Below are 20,657 nucleotides of genomic sequence, written 5' to 3' on the forward strand. Positions count from 1 at the left end.
GGGCGATTGAAACTAGGGAGTGTATAAGATGTATAGGTTTGGGCCCCTGCTTTTGACTCTGTTGCTTGTGGTGCTTAGCGGTTGCAAGCCGCCGGCAGGCAATGCGGGAAATGCATCAGGAGAGCCTGGCAGTACTCTCTCATCTAGCCCTCAAATTATCGAATGGCATCTTGCTACTTCTTGGCCTAAAAACTTCCCCGGTTTAGGTATGGCCCCCGAGCGTTTTGCCCGCCTTGTCGATGAGATGTCCAATGGCCGCTTAAAGATCCAGGTCCATGGCGCGGGTGAATTAATGCCCGCTTTTGCGGTATTTGATGGTGTCAGTCAAGGCAAAATTCAGATGGCCCATGCCGCTTCTTATTACTGGAAGGGTAAGACACCCGCGGCGCAGTTCTTTTCCTCTATTCCCTTTGGTATGACGGCCCAAGAAATGAATGGTTGGCTGCACTACGGCGGTGGCATGGCGCTTTGGGAAGAAGTATATCGCCCCTTTGGGGTTATACCGCTGGCGGGCGGTAATACTGGGATGCAGATGGGCGGCTGGTTCAATAAGCCCATAAACACTATTGCCGATTTTAAAGGTTTGAAGATCCGTATGCCGGGTTTAGGCGGCGAAGTGTTAAAACGAGTCGGTGCCGTCCCCGTGAATATGGCGGGTCGTGAACTCTATGGCGCGCTGCAAACGGGGTCGATTGATGCGGCTGAATGGGTCGGGCCATTAAACGATCTTGCCTTTGGTTTGCATAAGGTGGCTAAGTACTACTATTACCCCGGTTGGCATGAGCCGGGTTCTAATATGGAGTTTTTAATTAATAAAGCCGCCTTCGAGGCACTTCCTAAGGATTTGCAGGCCATTGTGAAGGTCGCGGCTAGGGCGATCAATCAAGATATGCTCGATGAATATACGACCCGTAATGTGACAGCCCTTGATATCTTAGTCAAAGATGAGGGGGTTGAGTTAAGGGAGTTTCCCGCCAAAGTGCTAACAGAACTTGAGCAGATTTCCTTGAGAGTGATTGAAGAACAAGCTAATCAAGACCCTTTAATGCGTAAAGTTTACGATGCATACCACGTCTACGAACAGGGTGTACGTCAGTATCATAAAATAGCCGAGGATGCCTACAGCCAACAAAGGCAACAATAATCGCCAGCGTTGTTATTAAATGGTCATATTAGCGGCGGATTTATATGAGATGATTTCATCTTACCTTATCTTGTTATCGACCTAATTCATTTGATGATATGCTGGCAATCTATATAGACAGTGACAGTGGCGTTGATGTCGCCCTGAGAATTTGGAGATCCCTATGCCATTACTTGATAGCTTTACCGTTGACCATACTCGAATGAATGCACCCGCAGTCCGAGTCGCTAAGCATATGAGCACGCCAAAGGGCGATGCGATTACGGTATTTGATCTGCGTTTTTGTGCGCCGAATAAAGAGATCCTCAGCGAGCGTGGTATTCACACTCTGGAGCATTTATTTGCAGGCTTTATGCGTGATCACTTAAATGGCAATGACGTTGAAATTATTGATATTTCACCCATGGGTTGTCGCACTGGTTTTTATATGAGTTTGATTGGTGAGCCGACTGAGCGCCAAGTGGCCGATGCATGGTTGGCTTCGATGGAAGATGTACTCAAAGTCGTTGAGCAATCAGAGATCCCTGAGCTGAACGAATACCAGTGTGGTACCTATGAAATGCATTCATTAGAGCAGGCGCAGGATATCGCGCGTAATATTATTGCGGCGGGCGTGAGTGTGAATCGCAACGATGATCTGAAATTAAGCGATGAGATCCTCGGCAAACTCTAAGTCTTCGCCACTCTTAATACTGAAAGTGGCAGTTTAGCGTTATAGCTACAGATAGAAGAAAGCGACAATGTCGCTTTTTTTTTGGAATAAATTCAGCTATTTTACAACTTAATAACAAAAACACCGTACGCTAACAAACACTTTTGGGAGCTTGGTATGTCTAGTCGCTATTTTGCAGTATCGCTTACCGCGGCTGCGGTTTCGCTCGTTTGCTCAAATGTTCTCTCTGCTAACCCGCTTTATTATCAAACTCTAGAACTCAGCGAACTCCATGATAACTATCACAGCAGTGATGATGTGATGACGCTCAGTCACTTAAACTCATTAACCTTACTGCCCGCCGATCACAGTGGTAATACGGCCAATGTCGGTATGCGTTCGGCCAGCCAAGGCGTGGCGGTGATGCAAGACAGGGTGTATTTCTCTCCTGCACCCTACAGTGCACCACAGTTACAGCTACTGCCGCATCTTTTGCAGCAACAGAGTGTTACCGTTACCCCTCTTGCGGATATGGCCGTTGGCGGACAAGGTGCGTTTGGGGTGGTGAACTACCAGAGTCTAGCCATTGCTGATAACGCGCAGAATGCCAGTCTAATGGTCGAAGGCACGACCGACTCGGATTTTAATGCGGGTATGAACTGGGGCGTTAAACAAAAAGAATATGGTATGGTTCTGGCGGCAAATTACAGCCAAAATCAAGGTGATGGATACTTTCTCAATGACAGTGATGCCGACAGGCGAACCACAGATATTCTCTTCAAAATAAATGCCTCTAGTCTGCTCGGTGCCCGCAGCCCACAGGTGACAGAATTTACCTATCAATTTATCGATGATGATAGTTACCGCTCACAATTGGGATTGACCGAGACCGACTGGCTCAAGGATCCTCTAATGCTTTACTCTGCGAGCGCAGAGGATAAGCACCAAGGGCGACACCATAAATACCAGCTTTCACATCAAGTGTCCCTAGGTAGCAGTAAAGTGGTTACCGACTTTTATTACCAATCCTATTCACAGCAATTAAATCAATTAAGCCAATTCAATGGTCAGGACATTGATACCCAGAGCCTTACAGCTATTGCCGCATTTGATCGACAGCCTACAGCCGATGGCGCAGAGCTCACCGCCCTAATGCAGGATAATGAATACAGCTCTTTTGGCACTCAAACCCAATCGATCACTCAGTACGGTGAGCATCAAGTGATTTATAGTGCCCGTTATCATACCGACAAAGCCGAAATGCGTTTTGCTGAGCAGCAGGAACAATGGCTGGCAGACAGAAGCATTGTAGGTGGCGCCACTACGGATATCTTGGCTTACACCGATGATGCGACCGCTCTCACTTCCGCCATTGATTCATTGTTCAACTGGCAGGGGCTGCAAATCAAGTTAGCACTTACTTATGAGCATGTGGATGTGAGCCGCGAAGTTAACCTAGATTATGCTGGGCTCGAGGCGGTGGAGTTTTCCGATAGTGATTGGATGCCCCAATTAGGGGTGTTATACGATGCGGGAGATTGGCGTTTTAGCACTGATATACGCCGAGCCTGGAGTGCGGCAAGTGCGGGCAATAGTGAACAAGAAGCGCAGGTTTCGCTCCATTATCAGGTCAGTGCCCAATACGCCAGTGAAGGCATGAGCGCCGATATTAAAGCCTATGTTCAAGAGTTTGATAATCTGCATGTGGGCTGTGATGCCTATTCAATGTGCTCAGATGCACGCTTGTTAACCCAAGAAAATGTGCCAGATGTGCTCACTTATGGTATCGAACTCAGCCTAGGTTATCGCTGGGAACTCGGTGAAGTGCAGTTACCTTTGGGGCTGAATTATCAATATCTGAGTTCTGAATATCAAACCAATACCTGTACAGCTATTCAAGGTTGTGTCTCAGCGGGGGATAAATTGGCTTGGTTACCCGAGCAGCAATTGCAATTCAGTGCCGGGGTTAACTATGCCGAATATGGTGTTAATTTAAATGCCTTTTATCAGTCTGAGCGGGAATTAACGCAATTTGGCTCTGAGCTGCAAACGGTTTCGAGTCAATGGCGGGTCGATTTAGCGGCCAGTTATCAATTTGACCGTCACCATGAACTGTATTTTCGTATCGAAAATCTCTTAGATGAGTCACTGGTCACAACAGCATCAAATAGCGGAATTCGATCAGAAAATGGACGGATCAGCTATTTAGGTTACCAATGGCGTTTCTAAGCTTAGTGTAAATATTGTTTGAATTTTATTCGGTGATCGATAAGAAAAATACTATTGGGGAGTTTTATGGGGACACTCTACTTTTTGCTAAATTAAATCTTTAGAAATTAATGTTATAGTATTTGCTGACCGTAATATTCTCTCTTTCTGATCCGTCACTAGGTTGGAAGGTGAACGCCGTAGCGCATGATTCTTTTAAATCCGTATTTTAGGTTTGAAAACACCTATAATTTTCGTGGCGATGCCAAGTCAATTGGGGTAAAATGCGCGCGACCAGCGTGATTGCGATCGCATTTCTGTGATAAATCTGCGCTAGCTCAATGCAGTAGGTTTTGTTTAAAACCTCAGTATTTAGCAGGAACGCGGCGCATTGTCTTTCCTTCAAAACGTAGTGCTTGTGGATATGATTACAATTAAGAAAGGATTGGAACTGCCTATAGCAGGCGGACCAGAGCAAGTTATCCATAATGGCCCAGCCATTAAACATGTAGCTACTTTGGGTGAAGAGTATATTGGCTTACGTCCTACGATGAAGATCAAAGTGGGCGATAAAGTACAAAAAGGTCAGGTTCTTTTTGAAGATAAGAAGAATTTAGGCGTTAAATATACGGCTTTAGCCAGTGGTACTATATTAGACATTAACCGGGGCGCCCAGCGTGTGCTGCAGTCTGTCGTTATTCAAGTGGAAGGCAACGAAAGCGTTACCTTTGCTAAGTATGACGCCACTGCACTCGATACGCTCGACTCGCAACTGGTCCGTGACAATCTGATCGAATCAGGTTTATGGACTGCATTGCGTACACGTCCTTTCAGCAAAGTTCCTGCTGTAGATTCATCTGCCGCTGGTATTTTTGTAACCGCGATTGATACTCAACCCCATGCTGCCGATCCCGTTGTGGTGATCCGCGAGCATAAAGAAGATTTTGCTAATGGTCTTAAAGTCTTAGCAAGACTCACTGAAGGTAAAGTCTACCTTTGTAAAGCGCCTGGCGCCGATATCCCTGCCGCAAACGCCCAAGTTGAAGAATTTGCCGGTGTGCACCCTGCAGGATTAGTCGGTACTCACATTCACTTCTTATTGTCTGCCTCTGCAAAACGTACTGTTTGGCATATTGGTTACCAAGATGTAATAGCCATTGGTCAGCTATTTACGACGGGTGAGCTCAATACCGAACGTGTGGTTGCGATTGCCGGCCCTAAAGCGGCGAAACCAAGACTGGTTCGTACAGTATTGGGTGCAAGCATGGCTGAATTGACTGCTGGCGAAGCCTTAGATGGTAATGTACGTGTTGTTTCAGGTTCTGTTCTGAACGGTCGTACCGCCGTTGGCCCGCAGGGGTATTTAGGTCGTTACCATGTTCAAGTGAGTCTGTTAGAAGAAGGCACAGAAAAAGAATTTTTAGGCTGGGTATTACCAGGCTCAAATAAATATTCAATTACTCGTGCATTCTTAGGACATCTTGCTCCTTCTCGTTTGTTCAGTATGACGACCAGTACAGGTGGTTCAGACCGCGCTATGGTGCCAATTGGTAACTATGAGCGTGTTATGCCTCTGGACATTCTTCCTACTATGTTGTTGCGTGACCTGATTTCAGGTGATTTCGACGGTGCTGCTACCTTGGGCGCATTAGAGTTAGATGAAGAAGATCTCGCACTGTGTACGTTCGTATGCCCAGGCAAGTATGACTACGGTTCATACCTGCGTGACTGTCTAGATACGATCGAGAGGGAAGGCTAATGAGCTTGAAAGATTTTTTCGAACGTATTGAACCCGACTTTGAAAAAGGCGGTAAATACGAAAAGTTTTATGCCCTATTCGAAGCGGCATACACCATTTTTTATACCCCGGGTAAAGTGAACAAGGGCAAAACCCATGTTCGCGATAACCTCGACCTAAAACGTATGATGATTACGGTTTGGGCCTGTGCTTTCCCCGCGATGTTCGTGGGTATGTACAACGTAGGTTTACAAGCTCAATTAGCGCTCGTGGCTGGTTTTGCTACCCCTGACGTATGGCAAGTGAGCTTGTTTAGCCTGTTCGGTACCGAACTGACGGCAAACTCCGGCTGGCCAGCGCTAATGTGGTATGGCGCCTGTTTCTTCCTACCTATCTACGCGGTGACGTTTGCCGTCGGTGGTATCTGGGAAGTGCTGTTTGCCTCTATCCGCGGTCATGAAGTCAACGAAGGTTTCTTCGTTACCTCTATCCTGTTCGCTTTAACACTGCCAGCAACTATCCCATTATGGATGGTGGCGCTGGGTATCACCTTCGGTGTGGTCGTGGCGAAAGAAGTGTTTGGTGGTACTGGGCGTAACTTCTTAAACCCAGCACTCGCGGGTCGTGCCTTCCTGTTCTTCGCTTATCCGCTGAACATGTCAGGTGATACCTCATGGGTTGTGGCAGACGGTTACTCAGGTGCTACTGCACTGAGCCAAGCGGCATCTGGCACCTTAGATTATGCGTTCAACCAAAACTGGTGGGATGCCTTCTTCGGTTTCATTCCTGGTTCAGTCGGTGAAGTGTCTACATTAGCGATTCTGTTAGGTGGTTTGGTCATCATCTATACCCGTATTGCTTCATGGCGCATTGTTGGTGGTGTGATGGTGGGTATGATTGCCATTTCTACGCTGCTTAACTTTGTCGGTAGTGACACTAACCCAATGTTTGCAATGCCTTGGTACTGGCACTTAGTGTTAGGTGGTTTTGCGTTTGGCATGATGTTTATGGCGACAGATCCAGTGTCAGCGTCATTTACGAATCAAGCTAAATGGGCATACGGTATCTTGATCGGTGCAATGGCTGTGTTTATCCGCGTGATTAACCCTGCATTCCCAGAAGGCATGATGTTAGCGATTCTGTTTGCTAACCTGTTCGCGCCATTGTTCGACCACTTCGTGGTTCAGGCAAATATCAAGCGGAGGATTGCCCGTGGCTAGTAATAAAGATTCGTTCGGCAGAACGTTATTTATCGTCGTTGGCTTATGTCTAATTTGTGCGATATTTGTGTCTACTGCAGCAGTGTTACTGCGCCCAACTCAAGCGGAAAATAAACTGCTTGATAAGCAAAAGTACATTCTGGAAGCCGCTGGTCTTATCGATACTAAAGCGGGCAAAGTGACCAAAGCGCAAATTTTGGAAACTTACGGCAAACACATCGAAGCTAAACTGGTTAACTTGAAAACCGGTGATTGGGTTGAGGGTGTGAATGCTGATACTTTCGATCAACGCAAAGCCTCTCGCGATGTGAAAACCTCATTTATCCCTGAGAACGACATTGCTTCGGTGAAGCGTGTTGCAGAGGATGCAGTGGTTTATTTGGTTCGTGATGAACAAGGTAAATTGACTAGCGTGATCCTGCCCGTTCATGGTTATGGTTTGTGGTCGACTATGTATGCCTTCCTCGCGTTAGATGCTGATCTCAACACGATTCAAAGCCTAGTTTACTACGAGCATGGTGAAACCCCAGGCTTAGGTGGTGAAGTACAAAATGCCCAGTGGAAAGCAAAATGGCATGGCAAAAAGTTATTTGATGAGCAAGGTAATATTGCTATCAGCGTAACTAAAAACCCTGCTGTGGCTAGCTCTGAATACGGTGTAGACGCATTATCTGGTGCGACACTGACCAGTAACGGTGTACAACATTCACTGACATTCTGGTTAGGTAAAGAAGGTTTTGCGAGTTTCATTGAAAAAGCACGCAATGGAGGTCTCAGCTAATGTCTGACGCTAAAGAACTGAAACAGGTTCTGACAGGACCTATAGTCAACAACAACCCGATTGCATTACAAGTTCTTGGTGTATGTAGTGCGTTAGCGGTAACGAGTAAACTCGAAACTGCATTGGTCATGGCGTTGGCATTAACTGCGGTAACTGCGTTTTCGAACCTGTTTATCTCAATGATCCGTAATCATATTCCAAGCAGTGTGCGTATTATCGTACAGATGACCATTATTGCCTCTTTGGTAATCGTGGTTGACCAATTGCTGCAGGCTTATGCTTATCAGATTTCTAAGCAATTATCGGTATTCGTCGGCCTTATTATTACGAACTGTATCGTAATGGGACGCGCCGAAGCCTACGCGATGAAAACACCGCCAATGATGAGCTTTATGGATGGTATCGGTAACGGTTTAGGTTACGGTGCAATTCTGTTAGCCGTTGGCTTCGTACGTGAACTGTTTGGTAACGGTTCTCTGTTCGGTGTTGAAATCCTGCACAAGATCTCTGATGGTGGCTGGTATCAACCAAACGGTCTGCTACTACTGCCTCCGAGTGCGTTCTTCCTGATCGGTGTTCTGATTTGGATTATTCGTACCTATAAGCCAGAGCAAGTTGAAGCAAAAGGGTAAGTGCGATGGAACATTATATTAGCCTGTTAATTCGCTCTGTTTTCATTGAAAACATGGCACTGGCCTTCTTCCTTGGTATGTGTACTTTCTTGGCTGTGTCTAAGAAAGTGACCACCGCCATGGGCCTAGGGATTGCGGTAGTTGTAGTGTTAACTATCTCTGTTCCTGCTAACCAAGTTATCTATCAAGGGCTGCTCGCTCCTGGTGCTCTCGCTTGGGCTGGCGCACCTGAAGCCGATTTAAGCTTCTTGAAATTCATTACCTTTATCGGTGTGATTGCGGCTTTAGTTCAAATTCTGGAAATGGCATTAGACAAGTACTTTCCACCTTTGTACAACGCCTTAGGTATCTTCTTACCTTTGATCACTGTGAACTGCGCGATTTTCGGTGCGGTATCATTCATGGTTGAGCGTGACTACAAGCTCGGTGAGAGTGTGGTGTTTGGTTTCGGCTCTGGAGTAGGTTGGGCATTAGCTATCGTATTGATGGCCGGTATCCGTGAGAAGCTGAAGTATGCCGACGTGCCGAACGGCCTGCGTGGTTTAGGTATTACCTTTATTACCGCTGGTTTAATGGCCTTAGGTTTCATGTCGTTTTCTGGCGTGTCGCTGTAAGGGACACCAAACGGCTTCTTGAATTGGACCTTCTAAGGATAAGTTAATGGATATTCTTGGTATTTTTAAATCTACTCCGCTCGAGGTTTACCTCGGTGTGAGTATGTTTACTGCTATCGTCCTCGTCTTAGTGTTAGTGATTTTATTCGCTAAATCTAAGCTAGTGTCTAGCGGTGACATCACGATCGGCATCAACGACGATCCTGAAAAAGCGATTACAACCGGTGCGGGCGGTAAGCTGTTAGGCGTTTTAGCCAATAGCGGTATCTTCGTATCGAGTGCCTGTGGTGGCGGTGGCTCATGTGGCCAATGTCGCGTGGTGATTAAGTCTGGTGGTGGTGATATTCTGCCAACTGAACTTGACCACATCAGCAAAGGTGATGCCCGTAAAGGTTGTCGTCTTTCTTGTCAGGTTAACGTTAAGAACGATATGGAAATCGAGCTTGACGAAGAAATCTTCGGTATCAAAAAATGGGAATGTACTGTTATCTCTAACGATAACAAAGCCACTTTCATTAAAGAACTGAAGCTACAAATTCCTGATGGCGAATCAGTTCCATTCCGCGCAGGCGGTTATATCCAAATTGAAGCGCCAGCTCACCATGTTAAATATGCAGACTTCGATGTGCCTGCAAAATACCGCGGTGACTGGGAACACTTTGGTTTCTTCAATCTTGAGTCAAAGGTTGATGAAGAAACGATTCGTGCCTACTCCATGGCTAACTACCCAGAAGAGTTTGGCATCATCATGCTAAACGTGCGTATTGCTACGCCTCCACCACGTAATTTGACACTGCCTTGCGGTAAGATGTCATCTTACATTTGGAGTTTAAAAGCTGGCGATAAAGTGACGATTTCTGGTCCATTCGGTGAGTTCTTCGCGAAGGATACCGATGCAGAAATGGTATTTATTGGCGGCGGTGCGGGTATGGCACCAATGCGTTCGCACATTTTCGACCAACTCAAGCGCCTTAAGTCTAAGCGTAAGATGAGTTTCTGGTACGGTGCGCGTTCTAAGCGTGAAATGTTCTACGTGGAAGACTTCGACGGCTTAGCGGCTGAGAATGAGAACTTCGTATGGCATGTGGCGCTGTCCGATCCTCAACCAGAGGACAACTGGGACGGTTACACAGGTTTTATTCATAACGTATTGTATGAAAACTACCTGAAAAACCACGATGCTCCAGAAGATTGCGAGTTCTACATGTGTGGACCTCCAATGATGAACGCTGCCGTAATTGGTATGTTGAAAAATCTTGGTGTCGAAGATGAAAACATCCTACTGGATGACTTCGGCGGCTAATGTTCATTAGCCTGAGATGAAAAAAGTTGCAGATGTTGAGGACCATCTCTCATCTGCAACTTTTGCATTTAAGGGCACAATAAAGAGTTGTTGGTCATTATGTCTAAGACCTTAGCGTTAAAAACCGCAATGTTAAAAACCTCAATGTTAAAGCATTCAGTGAACTGGCTAGTCCTCCTTGGGCTGGCCTTTTTTATTTCGGGCTGTACAAAACCGGATGAAGTGATTTCCTTAGCCGGTAGCACTATGGGCACGACTTACCATATCAAAGTCGTTTCAAATAAACAGATGCCGACGGCGCAGTTACTACAGGCAGAAATTGATTTAGCCCTTGAGCTGGTCAATGATCAAATGTCGACGTATCGCCCTCATTCAGAATTATCCCGTTTTAACCAACTGCCATTAGAGCAGAGTGTTGAAGTCTCAGCCGATACCATAAAAGTGGTGCAGGAAGGCATACGTCTCTATGACGTTACCGATAAAGCGTTGGATATCACCCTTGGGCCATTAGTGAATCTATGGGGATTTGGGCCTGATAAGCGTCCAACTCAAGTGCCGTCACAGGCCGATATTGATGCGGCTAAAGCGAAAACCGGTATCCACGAACTTTCTATCGAAGGCAATCGTTTAAGTAAGCATAACGCCCATTTGTATGTGGATTTATCATCAATTGCCAAGGGCTTTGGTGTCGATAAGGTGGCCTCTATTTTAGATAAGTACCAGGCAACGGGTTACTTAGTGGAAATTGGCGGCGAGCTAAGCATTAAAGGTACTAAGGGCGATGGCAGTTCCTGGCGCGTGGCGATAGAAAAACCGACCGATGATGGTATGGCGGTGCAACAGGTGATTGAGCCGGGCACTATGGCTATGGCCACGTCAGGGGATTATCGCAATTATTATGAAGAAGACGGCCAACGTTTTACCCATATAATCGATCCGCGTACTGGTTTACCTGTAAACCATAAGCTAGCCTCTGTGACCGTGCTGCATAAAGAGTGCATGACGGCCGACGGTTTTGCGACGGCGATGATGGTTTTAGGCACAGAAGCATCATTGGAGCTTGCCAAGAAGGAACACTTGGCGATAATGCTAATAGAAAAGCAAGGTGAAGGATTTAAAGTCTATTACAGTGACGCCTTCAAGCCTTTCCTTAAGTAGTTGGAGTAAACATGAGCACTTTTATCGCGGCATTTGTGATTTTGTTATTGTTCTTTTTGCTGATGTCGATAGGTTATCTCATTAAGCGCAAAGCCGTTGAAGGAAGCTGTGGCGGTTTGGGTGTACTAGGGATTGAAAAAGCCTGCGATTGTGATGATCCCTGCGACAAGCGTAAGCGTCGTATGGCCGCAGAAGAAGCGCGCCGTGAGAAGCTAACCAAAGACAGAATTATTTAAATCAGCTTAATCGACAATAGCCTCCTACCTAGGAGGCTATTTTTTGCCTGAAACTTACCAGCCTAGACGATTCACTTAAATTTATCCTTGGGATATGAGGTAGATAGCGCGCTAATCTAAGTGAAAATGAGAATGCTTTTTATGTTTAAGTTTGTGAAAAATAAAGAAAATTTGAGTTAGTCGATAAATTGTACTAGGCTAGAAGCTTGATTTAGATCAATCTTTTTCCCTTTAACAAGGATCGTAACTTATGAAAGGTCATCCAAAAGTGGTTGGGCAACTGAATCGGGTGCTTACCTGTGAGTTGACGGCCATCAATCAATATTTTCTCCATGCTCGGATGTTTAAACATTGGGGCCTAGAAAAGCTCAATCACGTCGAATACAAAAAATCCATTCAAGATATGAAACACGCCGATAAGCTTATCGAGCGGGTGCTGTTTTTGGAAGGACTGCCGAATCTGCAACAACTTGAAAAGTTACGCATTGGTGAACATAGCCAAGAAATGCTCGACTGCGATCTGGCCATGGTGCAAGAGCAGCTAACACTGCTGCGCGATGCGATCAGCCTGTGTGAAGCCGAGCAGGATTATGTCAGCCGCGATCTGCTAGAAGATATTCTTGAAGATGAAGAAGAGCACTTAGATTGGCTCGAGTCACAGCAGGAGCTCATCACATTAACGGGCATTCAAAATTATCTGCAATCACAAATGAGTGAGTCATAGGAGCGAAATATGAAAGGCGATAAAGACGTTATCGATGCATTAAATCGGCTCCTAACGGGAGAACTCTCGGCGATGGATCAGTATTTTGTCCATGCCCATATGTACGAAGATTGGGGACTAAACGAACTCTATGAGCGGATCGCCCATGAGTCGGATGATGAAAAAGGTCATGCGGCAAAACTGGTACAACGTATTTTATTCCTCGAAGGCGTGCCTAATGTGGCGGCCCGTGAGGCATTAAATATCGGCTCAAATGTGGAACAGATGCTGCGTAACGATCTCGCCTACGAATACAAGGTTGCCGATGATTTGCGTAAAGTCATCGCCCTGTGTGAGCAGAAGCAAGATTACCAGACCCGTGAAATTCTCGAAGTATTACTCGACGATACTGAGTCTGACCATATGTATTGGCTTGAAAAACAACTCGGACTGATTGACCGAATTGGTTTACAAAATTATCTGCAAACGAAAATGTAGTTAAAGTCGTACCTCAAATTAAGGCCAGTTAAGTCATTTAACTGGCCTTATGTTATCAAGCCCACTTAAGAGATAAAGCTTGCCTTGAGCAGGTTTGGCCGAGTACGGCTCCCGCTTAATTAGAGTATATAGCCTAATTGACTGCCAAATAGGTATTTCACCAACTCATCCTCTGTGATCTATGTCAAATTTAGCAAATAGTGTTAAATGACTATTCTTGTGTCTTTACAAATACTTGTTTACGTATTTTCTGAGCATTTCATCTGTTGTTAGTCGGTAAAAATTGTTACCGTGTGAAACTGTTTTTGTACGCCTTTTGTCAGTTATAGCTCAGCCAGACGGGAAGATTAATGGAATATATAAAACGCTCTCTCAGTTTACAGTTGGTGGTGACTATCGTTGGTGCACTTGCTGTACTCCTCACTTTAGTTGCTGCTTTGCTTGTTAATAAAGAAAGTAACAATACCCGTAAGCAAGTGGATGCGGATATTTCGGCGCTGGTAGCCTTAAAAGCCAACGAGATCAGTGGTTACTTTATTGCCAAGGGGCAAGTGATCCATTCAGTGTTTGCCGAGCCCGGGTTAGTTAGTTAGTTTAGTCAGTACCATGCCCGCGGCAGTAACCTCGCTACGGATGCGCAGTACCAAGATATTATTCGTTATTTTAAATCGTTCTCTGAGCGTGATAGCGATGTGAAATCGGTGTTCTTTGGCTCGGCCAATACCTTTGAATATTTTGATTTAAATGGCCGTTTCGATGGCGATGCTAACTATTACACCAATAAACGCCCTTGGTGGCAGGAGGCGATTGACCAGCGCGGCTTGTTTGTTGGTGATCCCGCAGTCGATGCCAACGATGGTTCTATTTCTGCTACGGTTAAAACCCCTGTCTATGGGGCCAATGGTGAGCTTATCGGTATTGGTGGTATGGATATCTTGATCGACACCATAGGCAAAAACCTTTTGGCACCCATCAAATACCGTAATTTCGGTCAAGCTTTCTTGATGACGGATGAAGGTAAGTTGGTGTATTTTCCTGGTTTCTCCGAGCGTTTTCCTCCGGGGTCCTTAGCCAATCAAATTGATAGTCAATTTAAGGACACAACTGGTTTTACCGCCCTAAGACAGCAGATGCAGCGTGAGCCCGAGGGGTTTGCTGAAGTCACCTTCAATGGCATTTCCCAGCGGGTAGTATTTGTGTCCGTCGGTGGCGATTATCCAAAACAAAAATGGCACTTAGCCTTTATGTTGCCCCACGAAGTGATTGAAGCACCCGTTACGGCGGCATTTTGGAATGCCTGTTTTGTTGCCATCGGCATTATGATTTTAGTGGGGATGACGGTTTGGTTGATGTTACTGCCCTTTAGGCGTCAGCTGTCTAAGCTGCTCGATGCGATGGAAGACATTGCCGAAGGAGATAGCGATTTATCCCAACGTATTCTTATGCAGCGGGAAGATGAGTTAGGTAAGCTGGGTGATGCTTTTAATCGCTTCGCTGAGAAAGTGCAGCACATGCTGTTGGATACCCGAAGTTTAACCCAAGAGGTGGGGACGGGTGTTGTCGATGCGCGGCAGATCTGTGACTTAGCCGTATCTTCGGTCTCATCGCAGAAGCAACAAATAGATTCGGTTGCCACTGCCGCAACTCAAATGGCGCAAACCAGCCAAGAAATGGCGGTAAGTGCCCAGCGGGCGAATGATTTTGCCGAAAAGGCGCAAACTCAGGCCAGCGATGGTACGCAAATCGTTTCCCGCGCGACCGAAGGCATGAAGGCCCTATCCCAGCAGGTGATTGAAGCGGCGAAAGTGATTAAACACCTACGCAGCAGCTCAGAGCAAATCGGTGAGGTCCTGAGTGTTATCCGTAATATTGCCGAGCAAACCAATCTACTCGCATTGAATGCGGCGATTGAAGCGGCGCGGGCGGGGGAGCAGGGCCGTGGCTTTGCCGTAGTGGCCGATGAAGTGCGTACTTTGGCGTCCCGTACCCAAGATTCTACCGCCAATATTCAAGGGATTATCCAAACGCTGCAACAGAGCGCCCTGCAAGCGGAGCAAGTGATGGAGTCGGGCGTCGAGCAGGCGAAAGCGGGTCAAGTGTTAACGACTCAGGTTGAAGCGGCGTTGAATGACATTGCCACGGCGATCATGTCTATCCAGCAGCAGACGGTAGAAATTACCGTTGCTATCGGTCAGCAAGCTGTGGTGGCCGAGGAAGTGGCGCAAAATGTCGAGAATGTGCGCGGGCTGTCGGATCAGTCTCTGTTATCGAGCCAGGATTTGTCCCTAAGCCTGCAGGGTTTTGAACATATGACCCGTGAACTCAGCCGCAATATCGGCCAATTCAAGATCTAAACCTGAGTGAGGTAGCGTGTTCACCAATATGCTGACGGCTTGCTAACATCGCCCATGCATTAACGTATTATTCCCCCATAAAAGGAGCCTAGGCTCCTTTTATTTTTCGCCTTATTCCATGTAAATCGGTTAGTGGGTACTTGATTACTGTTTTTATATACAGTATTTTGGCGTTGGAGGAATTCAACGTGCGAAAAATTATTCACATCGATATGGACTGCTATTTTGCCGCAGTGGAAATGCGCGACTTTCCCGAGTACCGTGGCAAGCCGTTAGCCGTGGGTGGCAGCAGCGATCGCCGTGGAGTGATCAGCACTTGCAGCTACGAGGCGCGTAAATTCGGTGTACGTTCGGCGATGGCGACCGCCTATGCCTTGAAGTTGTGTCCCGATCTTATTTTGGTGCCAGGGCGGATGCAGGTTTACAAAGAAGTGTCCCTGCAAATTCGTGAAATTTTCTCCCGCTATACCCCATTGATTGAACCGCTTTCCTTAGATGAAGCCTATTTAGATGTGAGTGAGTGCCAACAATATAAGGGCTCTGCGACTTTGATTGCTAAGGCCATTCGCCGCGATATTTTAGCCGAAACAGGGTTAACCGCTTCGGCGGGCATAGCCCCAGTGAAGTTTTTAGCTAAGGTCGCCTCGGATCTGAATAAACCAAACGGCCAATATGTGATTACCCCAGAGACGCTTCCCGAGTTTGTTAAAACACTATCGCTACGTAAAATTCCCGGTGTCGGCAAAGTCACCGCCGAAAAGCTCTCCTTGCTCGGGCTCAATACCTGCGGCGATGTGCAAGCCTATTCTAAACCCGAGTTATTGGCGCGATTCGGTAAGTTTGGTGCTGTCTTGATTGAACGTGCCCAAGGAATCGATGAACGGGGTATTTCTATCGGTCAAGAGCGTAAATCCGTCGGGGTTGAAACCACGCTGGCGAAGGATATTTATACCCTAGAGCAGTGCCAACAGGTGATGCCGGGATTGATCCAAGAATTAGCCCTACGTTTAAGCCGCAGCGCTAAGGGCAGACAGATCCATAAGCAGGTGATCAAACTTAAATTTAATGATTTTAAACAGACCACAATCGAGCATCGCAGTGATGAGGTTTCCGTGGTGATGTTTTATGAATTACTCAGTCAAGCCATGGTAAGGCAAGAAGGGCGGGGAATTCGGCTATTAGGGGTTTCCGTCGGACTCGCCGAGAGCAAAGACACTCTTAAGCCGTTAATGGCACGCGAAAATAAGCAACTGGATTTTGTGTTTTAGTGCCAATCGAACCTGACGTAGTTGACGCGATAACAAGCCTTACGCATTACGTAAATAGAAGAAATAAAAAAGCCGCATTGGTATATCCTCTGCGGCCTTTTAATCTAAGTCGGCTTAGCGACTATTCACCTTTAGCGGGAATGCGTTCTAGCACGGCTAATAGTAGATCCCAGTATTGGCCAACAGTGGTGATATTGACCATTTCATCTGGACCGTGGGGATAGCGGATGGTGGGGCCAATCGAGACCATATCCATCTCTGGATAGGGTTTCTTGAATAGACCACATTCGAGACCCGCATGGATCACCATGATCACTGGCTCTTTGTGGTAAATGTCTTGATAGGTTTCACGCACTATCGCCATCACGGGCGAGCTGTTATCGGGTTTCCAGCCCGGATAAGCGCCGCTTAAATCAATTTCGGCTCCGGCTAAGTTAGTTAACGCAGTTAACATGCCTTCGACTTGACTGCGACCAGAATCAATTAGCGAACGGATAAGGCATAGGATAGTGACTTGCTCATCGTCTGTGCTGATAACGCCTACGTTGAGTGAGGTTTCAGTGACCCCTTCGACTTCATCGCTCATGCGAATAACGCCATTTGGGCACACATGCAGCAAATCGATCAGGGTATTTTGGCTGTTCTCACTCATCACCCGTTTTGGCGTTGGGATTTCACTCAACACTAAACGCATATCGGGATCGACAATAGCAAGTTCTGTGCGTACTAAGGCTTCGAAGGCGCTGACTTTTTCATTAAGCGCATCGACATTTTCGGCGGGCAACATAAAGCTGATATTGGCTTCCCGTGGGATCGCATTACGCAGTGAACCGCCAGTAAATTGGGTCAGCTCTAACGCTAACTCATCGGCATTTTCAAACAGGAAACGCGCCAATAGTTTATTGGCATTGCCGCGACCTAAGTGAATATTTACCCCAGAGTGACCGCCCTTTAAGCCAGATAAATGCAGACTAAAGGCCGAGTAACTTTGCTCAGAGGCTTGCCACACCATAGGCAGGGTGATTTGGGCATCGACGCCACCGGCGCAGCCCATGTAAATTTCACCTTCTTGCTCTGAGTCGGTATTGATGAGGATCTCTGCATCTAACATGCCCGCCTGTAAACCGAAGGCGCCTGTCATGCCCGCTTCTTCATCTATGGTCAGCAGCACTTCTAATGGGCCGTGCTTGATATCATCTGAGCCTAAAATGGCCAGCGCCGATGCCATGCCGATACCGTTATCAGAACCTAAGGTTGTACCTTTGGCTTTAACCCAATCGCCATCTACATAGGCTTCGATAGGATCTTTCGTAAAATCATGGACTTTATCGGCATTCTTCTGTGGCACCATATCGATGTGAGCTTGGATCACCACAGTTTTACGATCTTCCATTCCCGGCGTAGCAGGTTTACGGATGATTAAGTTGCCAACGGCATCTTCGACTACGGCGAGTTGCTTATCTTTGGCCCATGCTTGGATGTGCTGGCTTAAGGCTTGCTCGTGTTTGGAAGGGTGGGGAATAGCACAAATTTGTTCAAACCATTGCCATAAAGGCTGTGGGTATAACTGACTTAACGCTGTCACGGATGTGTCCCTCATAAGGTCTTGTGGGTATAGGGCAAATTTGCGGTCATTCTAGCACATTCTGGGCAGCCAAATAATCACAGCGTCACAGGCTTTTGCTGAGCTGGCAGCCAAAGTTTCCAGTTCGATTGTTTTCGATGGAACTCATGCCGATTTTAGATTGGTAATTAGGCGATAGAGCGGGAATAATGCAGACACAATAATGAAAAAGGATGGGTCATGTTTCAAGTTAACTTCGTTGATGTAAAAGCAGAAAATGCCATTTTTGATGGTGAAGGTTGGGATGCGATTGTGGTGGTGACGCCCGATCTGGATGCCATCGGTTTTGATGAGATAGGCTTATTGGCCAAGCACGGTGCCCACGTAGATAAGCGTGTCGGTAAGAGCCCGACATTACTATTTGCTCCGGGTCTTGCGGGAGGGCGCTTGATTATCGCGCCTGTCACCCAAGTGAACGATGAGTATGTAGACGTGCGAGTGTACGCCGATGCCGCAAGGGCGGCGATTGCCATTGCCAAAGAGGCGGGCGCAAAACGCCCACTCCTATATGTAGTGCCATCGAAGGACGCGCGTTTTGGTTTTGCCTCTGAAGTCGCGGCGTTAGCCTGCGGTCAAGAACTGTGGCAAACCTTAGAGCTGCGTGAAGCGACGGATCTCGCACCTGCATTTGAAGCCATAGGGTTATTATCTTTAGCAACCCATAACAGCAATTTACTCAATGCCTTAGAAGCGGGGCGGGTACTAGCGCGGGATTTATGTGGTACTGAACCCGAGCGCATGTCGGCTAAAGCTTTTACCGATTATTGTCTGCAATCCTTTAAGGGCAGCGTGATCAAAACCGCTGTGGTGGAAGACAGAGATATTTTAGAGCGAGATTATCCGCTGCTCAGCGCCGTGGCGCGTTCGTCTTTTGCCGTCGGCCGTCATCAGCCCCGCGTGGTGAAATTAGAGTATCTGCCAGAGGGAGAGGTGACTCGCACTTTCCTGTTTGCGGGTAAGGGCGTGATTTACGACACCGGCGGCGCCGATCTAAAAGTGGGCGGTGCTATGGCGGGTATGAGCCGCGATAAGGGCGGCGCTTCTGCCGTGGCGGGGTTATTTAAAACCCTATCCATGCTCAAACCTAAGGGAATTCGCGTGATTGCCGAATTAGGCTTAGTGCGTAATAGCATAGGCAGCGAAGCCTTCGTCACCGATGAAATTATCACTAGCCATGCGGGTGTGCGGGTTCGCATTGGTAATACGGATGCCGAAGGGCGCTTAGTGCTAGCGGATTTACTGAGTCATTTACGCATTAAAGCCGTGTCGGCGGTGAAGCCAGAACTATTTTCGGTGGCAACACTGACTGGGCATGTTGTGCGCTGCTATGGCGGTTATCCTGCGGCGGTGGAAAACTCGGTCGCGAGTGCACAGCAATGCGCTGTCACTTTACAACAGCAGGCGAGCCAATGGGGCGAACCCTTTGAAGTGTCGAGCCTGCGCCGTGAAGATTTTGCCAAGATCCGCGATGTGTCTGGCGCTGCTGAAATATTATCCTCAAATAATGCGCCGTCATCGGTGACTGCCCGTGGGCATCAATATCCTGCGGCGTTTTTACTGAAGGCGTCAGGGCTATTTGACCATGGGCTCAATGCCCCCATTCCCTTAGCTTATACCCACTTAGATATTGCCGGCAGTGCGACTGAAGGTGATCCGCTGTATGGCAAACCTACGGCCAGCCCACTGGTGGGCTTGTATCAATACCTGATCAATCGCTAACGGATCGCAACAAATAGAAATAATTCTGTAATATCTTATTTATTAGATGTTTGCAGGGTTATTTCTGTTTTTATGTGAAGCAGATCGCCATTAACCCCACTATAATTGCGTAATTTAATTACATTAAAAAGCCTTAATCAAAAAAAACACAAATAAAGGTTGTAATAAAACTACAAAACCATATAATTGCTTTCGTGGATTAGGCACTATGCCTTTCCTCTCTAGTCTATCCAGGATGGATATTTTTCTCCAAGGACCCGAGTGACAAGTCGTCTCAACGGATTTGAGAATCTCTAGTTCCAAGGAACCGAGCCAAGCTTCACTAGAGCACTTAATCACAACTAATTTAGGAGTATTGACTATGTCTTATACAGGCAACAACCATTTTTATTGGCAGAACACTTGGTTTAACACTGATGTTTTGCGTGGCGGTTTATTCGCCATGAGCTTTAAGGCCTAACCCTCCTTAAAGTTTGAGTTTCCATCATCCATCAACCTTTGTATCGCCTTTTTTGGCGTGTTTAGACTCAAGTAGCATATCGGTGTTTTTGCATGGGTATGCCAGGTTTTTCCCGCTAGCGCGGTAATGTACTTCCCCGAAAGGGACGCTTGAAATATGTCTTTGCCTGCTCATTGAGCAGGCTTTTTTTTTTGCCTTTTTTCTCCTAGCTGTCCCGTCCTATTAAGCGACAATTACGGTGGCCGGTCTAGCGACAATTATCTTGGCCGGTTGATCTGATAAGGTTCGGTACAGCAGAACGGAGGAGTTCACTGTGCCGGGAACACGAATCACTCATCAACAGGT

Annotated in this window: 16 protein-coding genes and 1 pseudogene; 16 read left to right on the plus strand and 1 reads right to left on the minus strand. The window is 46.8% G+C overall.

Annotation, left to right across the window (positions count from 1 at the left end; translation table 11 throughout):
- The first annotated feature begins 28 nt into the window (after positions 1–28).
- From MJO46_RS16670 to dinB, 15 genes and pseudogenes are all read left to right on the plus strand, one after another.
- Positions 29–1,144, plus strand: coding sequence for a TRAP transporter substrate-binding protein (locus MJO46_RS16670; protein ID WP_253990292.1), 1,116 nt, complete (start codon positions 29–31; stop codon positions 1,142–1,144).
- Positions 1,145–1,307: 163 nt separating this feature from the next.
- Positions 1,308–1,817 (plus strand): S-ribosylhomocysteine lyase, encoded by a 510-nt coding sequence (gene luxS, locus MJO46_RS16675; RefSeq protein ID WP_198780846.1) that lies wholly within the window; start codon positions 1,308–1,310, stop codon positions 1,815–1,817.
- A 156-nt stretch (positions 1,818–1,973) separates the two neighbouring features.
- The gene (locus MJO46_RS16680; RefSeq protein WP_253990293.1) at positions 1,974–4,025 is read left to right on the plus strand and encodes a TonB-dependent receptor; all 2,052 of its coding nucleotides are present in this window, start codon (positions 1,974–1,976) and stop codon (positions 4,023–4,025) included.
- 403 nt (positions 4,026–4,428) lie between these two features.
- The gene (locus MJO46_RS16685) at positions 4,429–5,763 is read left to right on the plus strand and encodes a Na(+)-translocating NADH-quinone reductase subunit A (protein ID WP_198780844.1); all 1,335 of its coding nucleotides are present in this window, start codon (positions 4,429–4,431) and stop codon (positions 5,761–5,763) included.
- Positions 5,763–6,962, plus strand: a complete 1,200-nt coding sequence (locus MJO46_RS16690; protein WP_253990294.1) for an NADH:ubiquinone reductase (Na(+)-transporting) subunit B — start codon at positions 5,763–5,765, stop codon at positions 6,960–6,962. The genes MJO46_RS16685 and MJO46_RS16690 overlap by 1 nt, the downstream gene beginning before the upstream one ends.
- On the plus strand, positions 6,955–7,743 hold the full coding sequence (locus tag MJO46_RS16695; protein WP_253990295.1) for a Na(+)-translocating NADH-quinone reductase subunit C: 789 nt from the start codon (positions 6,955–6,957) through the stop codon (positions 7,741–7,743). Before MJO46_RS16690 ends, MJO46_RS16695 begins: the two co-directional genes overlap by 8 nt.
- Positions 7,743–8,375, plus strand: coding sequence for an NADH:ubiquinone reductase (Na(+)-transporting) subunit D (locus tag MJO46_RS16700; RefSeq protein ID WP_006080467.1), 633 nt, complete (start codon positions 7,743–7,745; stop codon positions 8,373–8,375). The genes MJO46_RS16695 and MJO46_RS16700 overlap by 1 nt, the downstream gene beginning before the upstream one ends.
- A 5-nt stretch (positions 8,376–8,380) precedes the next feature.
- Positions 8,381–8,989, plus strand: a complete 609-nt coding sequence (nqrE, locus tag MJO46_RS16705) for an NADH:ubiquinone reductase (Na(+)-transporting) subunit E (RefSeq protein WP_006080469.1) — start codon at positions 8,381–8,383, stop codon at positions 8,987–8,989.
- Positions 8,990–9,035: 46 nt separating this feature from the next.
- Positions 9,036–10,292, plus strand: coding sequence for an NADH:ubiquinone reductase (Na(+)-transporting) subunit F (gene nqrF / locus MJO46_RS16710; RefSeq protein ID WP_253990296.1), 1,257 nt, complete (start codon positions 9,036–9,038; stop codon positions 10,290–10,292).
- Positions 10,293–10,436: 144 nt separating this feature from the next.
- The gene (locus MJO46_RS16715; protein ID WP_253990312.1) at positions 10,437–11,450 is read left to right on the plus strand and encodes an FAD:protein FMN transferase; all 1,014 of its coding nucleotides are present in this window, start codon (positions 10,437–10,439) and stop codon (positions 11,448–11,450) included.
- 11 nt (positions 11,451–11,461) lie between these two features.
- Positions 11,462–11,686: a (Na+)-NQR maturation NqrM gene (gene nqrM / locus MJO46_RS16720; RefSeq protein WP_007645837.1), complete on the plus strand. Its 225-nt coding sequence runs from the start codon at positions 11,462–11,464 to the stop codon at positions 11,684–11,686.
- 250 nt (positions 11,687–11,936) lie between these two features.
- Positions 11,937–12,410 (plus strand): bacterioferritin, encoded by a 474-nt coding sequence (gene bfr, locus MJO46_RS16725; RefSeq protein ID WP_253990297.1) that lies wholly within the window; start codon positions 11,937–11,939, stop codon positions 12,408–12,410.
- Between the two features lie 9 nt (positions 12,411–12,419).
- The gene (bfr, locus tag MJO46_RS16730) at positions 12,420–12,887 is read left to right on the plus strand and encodes a bacterioferritin (RefSeq protein WP_198780839.1); all 468 of its coding nucleotides are present in this window, start codon (positions 12,420–12,422) and stop codon (positions 12,885–12,887) included.
- A gap of 350 nt (positions 12,888–13,237) precedes the next feature.
- Positions 13,238–15,241: pseudogene (locus MJO46_RS16735) on the plus strand (methyl-accepting chemotaxis protein).
- Positions 15,242–15,429: 188 nt separating this feature from the next.
- Entirely contained in the window at positions 15,430–16,509 is a 1,080-nt protein-coding gene (gene dinB, locus MJO46_RS16740) for a DNA polymerase IV (RefSeq protein ID WP_253990298.1), read from the plus strand.
- Positions 16,510–16,630: 121 nt separating this feature from the next.
- Here dinB and MJO46_RS16745 read toward each other — a convergent pair whose 3' ends face one another.
- Complete coding sequence (locus MJO46_RS16745; protein WP_253990299.1) at positions 16,631–18,094, minus strand: aminoacyl-histidine dipeptidase; 1,464 nt, start codon at positions 18,092–18,094, stop codon at positions 16,631–16,633.
- Positions 18,095–18,313: 219 nt separating this feature from the next.
- Between MJO46_RS16745 and MJO46_RS16750 the strand changes: the two genes are divergently transcribed.
- Positions 18,314–19,852: a leucyl aminopeptidase family protein gene (locus MJO46_RS16750; protein ID WP_253990300.1), complete on the plus strand. Its 1,539-nt coding sequence runs from the start codon at positions 18,314–18,316 to the stop codon at positions 19,850–19,852.
- Positions 19,853–20,657: the final 805 nt, after the last annotated feature.

The sequence above is a fragment of the Shewanella sp. KJ2020 genome, assembly GCF_024197625.1.
GTDB lineage: Bacteria > Pseudomonadota > Gammaproteobacteria > Enterobacterales > Shewanellaceae > Shewanella.

Excerpts from the sequence above, each read along its gene's own strand:
- luxS (WP_198780846.1), top strand. The coding sequence starts at position 1,308 with ATGCCATTACTTGATAGCTTTACCGTTGACCATACTCGAATGAATGCA.
- MJO46_RS16680 (WP_253990293.1), top strand. The coding sequence starts at position 1,974 with ATGTCTAGTCGCTATTTTGCAGTATCGCTTACCGCGGCTGCGGTTTCG.
- bfr (WP_198780839.1), top strand. The coding sequence starts at position 12,420 with ATGAAAGGCGATAAAGACGTTATCGATGCATTAAATCGGCTCCTAACG.
- MJO46_RS16700 (WP_006080467.1), top strand. The coding sequence starts at position 7,743 with ATGTCTGACGCTAAAGAACTGAAACAGGTTCTGACAGGACCTATAGTC.
- MJO46_RS16670 (WP_253990292.1), top strand. The coding sequence starts at position 29 with ATGTATAGGTTTGGGCCCCTGCTTTTGACTCTGTTGCTTGTGGTGCTT.
- MJO46_RS16750 (WP_253990300.1), top strand. The coding sequence starts at position 18,314 with ATGTTTCAAGTTAACTTCGTTGATGTAAAAGCAGAAAATGCCATTTTT.
- nqrM (WP_007645837.1), top strand. The coding sequence starts at position 11,462 with ATGAGCACTTTTATCGCGGCATTTGTGATTTTGTTATTGTTCTTTTTG.
- bfr (WP_253990297.1), top strand. The coding sequence starts at position 11,937 with ATGAAAGGTCATCCAAAAGTGGTTGGGCAACTGAATCGGGTGCTTACC.
- MJO46_RS16690 (WP_253990294.1), top strand. The coding sequence starts at position 5,763 with ATGAGCTTGAAAGATTTTTTCGAACGTATTGAACCCGACTTTGAAAAA.
- nqrF (WP_253990296.1), top strand. The coding sequence starts at position 9,036 with ATGGATATTCTTGGTATTTTTAAATCTACTCCGCTCGAGGTTTACCTC.
- MJO46_RS16685 (WP_198780844.1), top strand. The coding sequence starts at position 4,429 with ATGATTACAATTAAGAAAGGATTGGAACTGCCTATAGCAGGCGGACCA.
- MJO46_RS16715 (WP_253990312.1), top strand. The coding sequence starts at position 10,437 with ATGTTAAAGCATTCAGTGAACTGGCTAGTCCTCCTTGGGCTGGCCTTT.
- nqrE (WP_006080469.1), top strand. The coding sequence starts at position 8,381 with ATGGAACATTATATTAGCCTGTTAATTCGCTCTGTTTTCATTGAAAAC.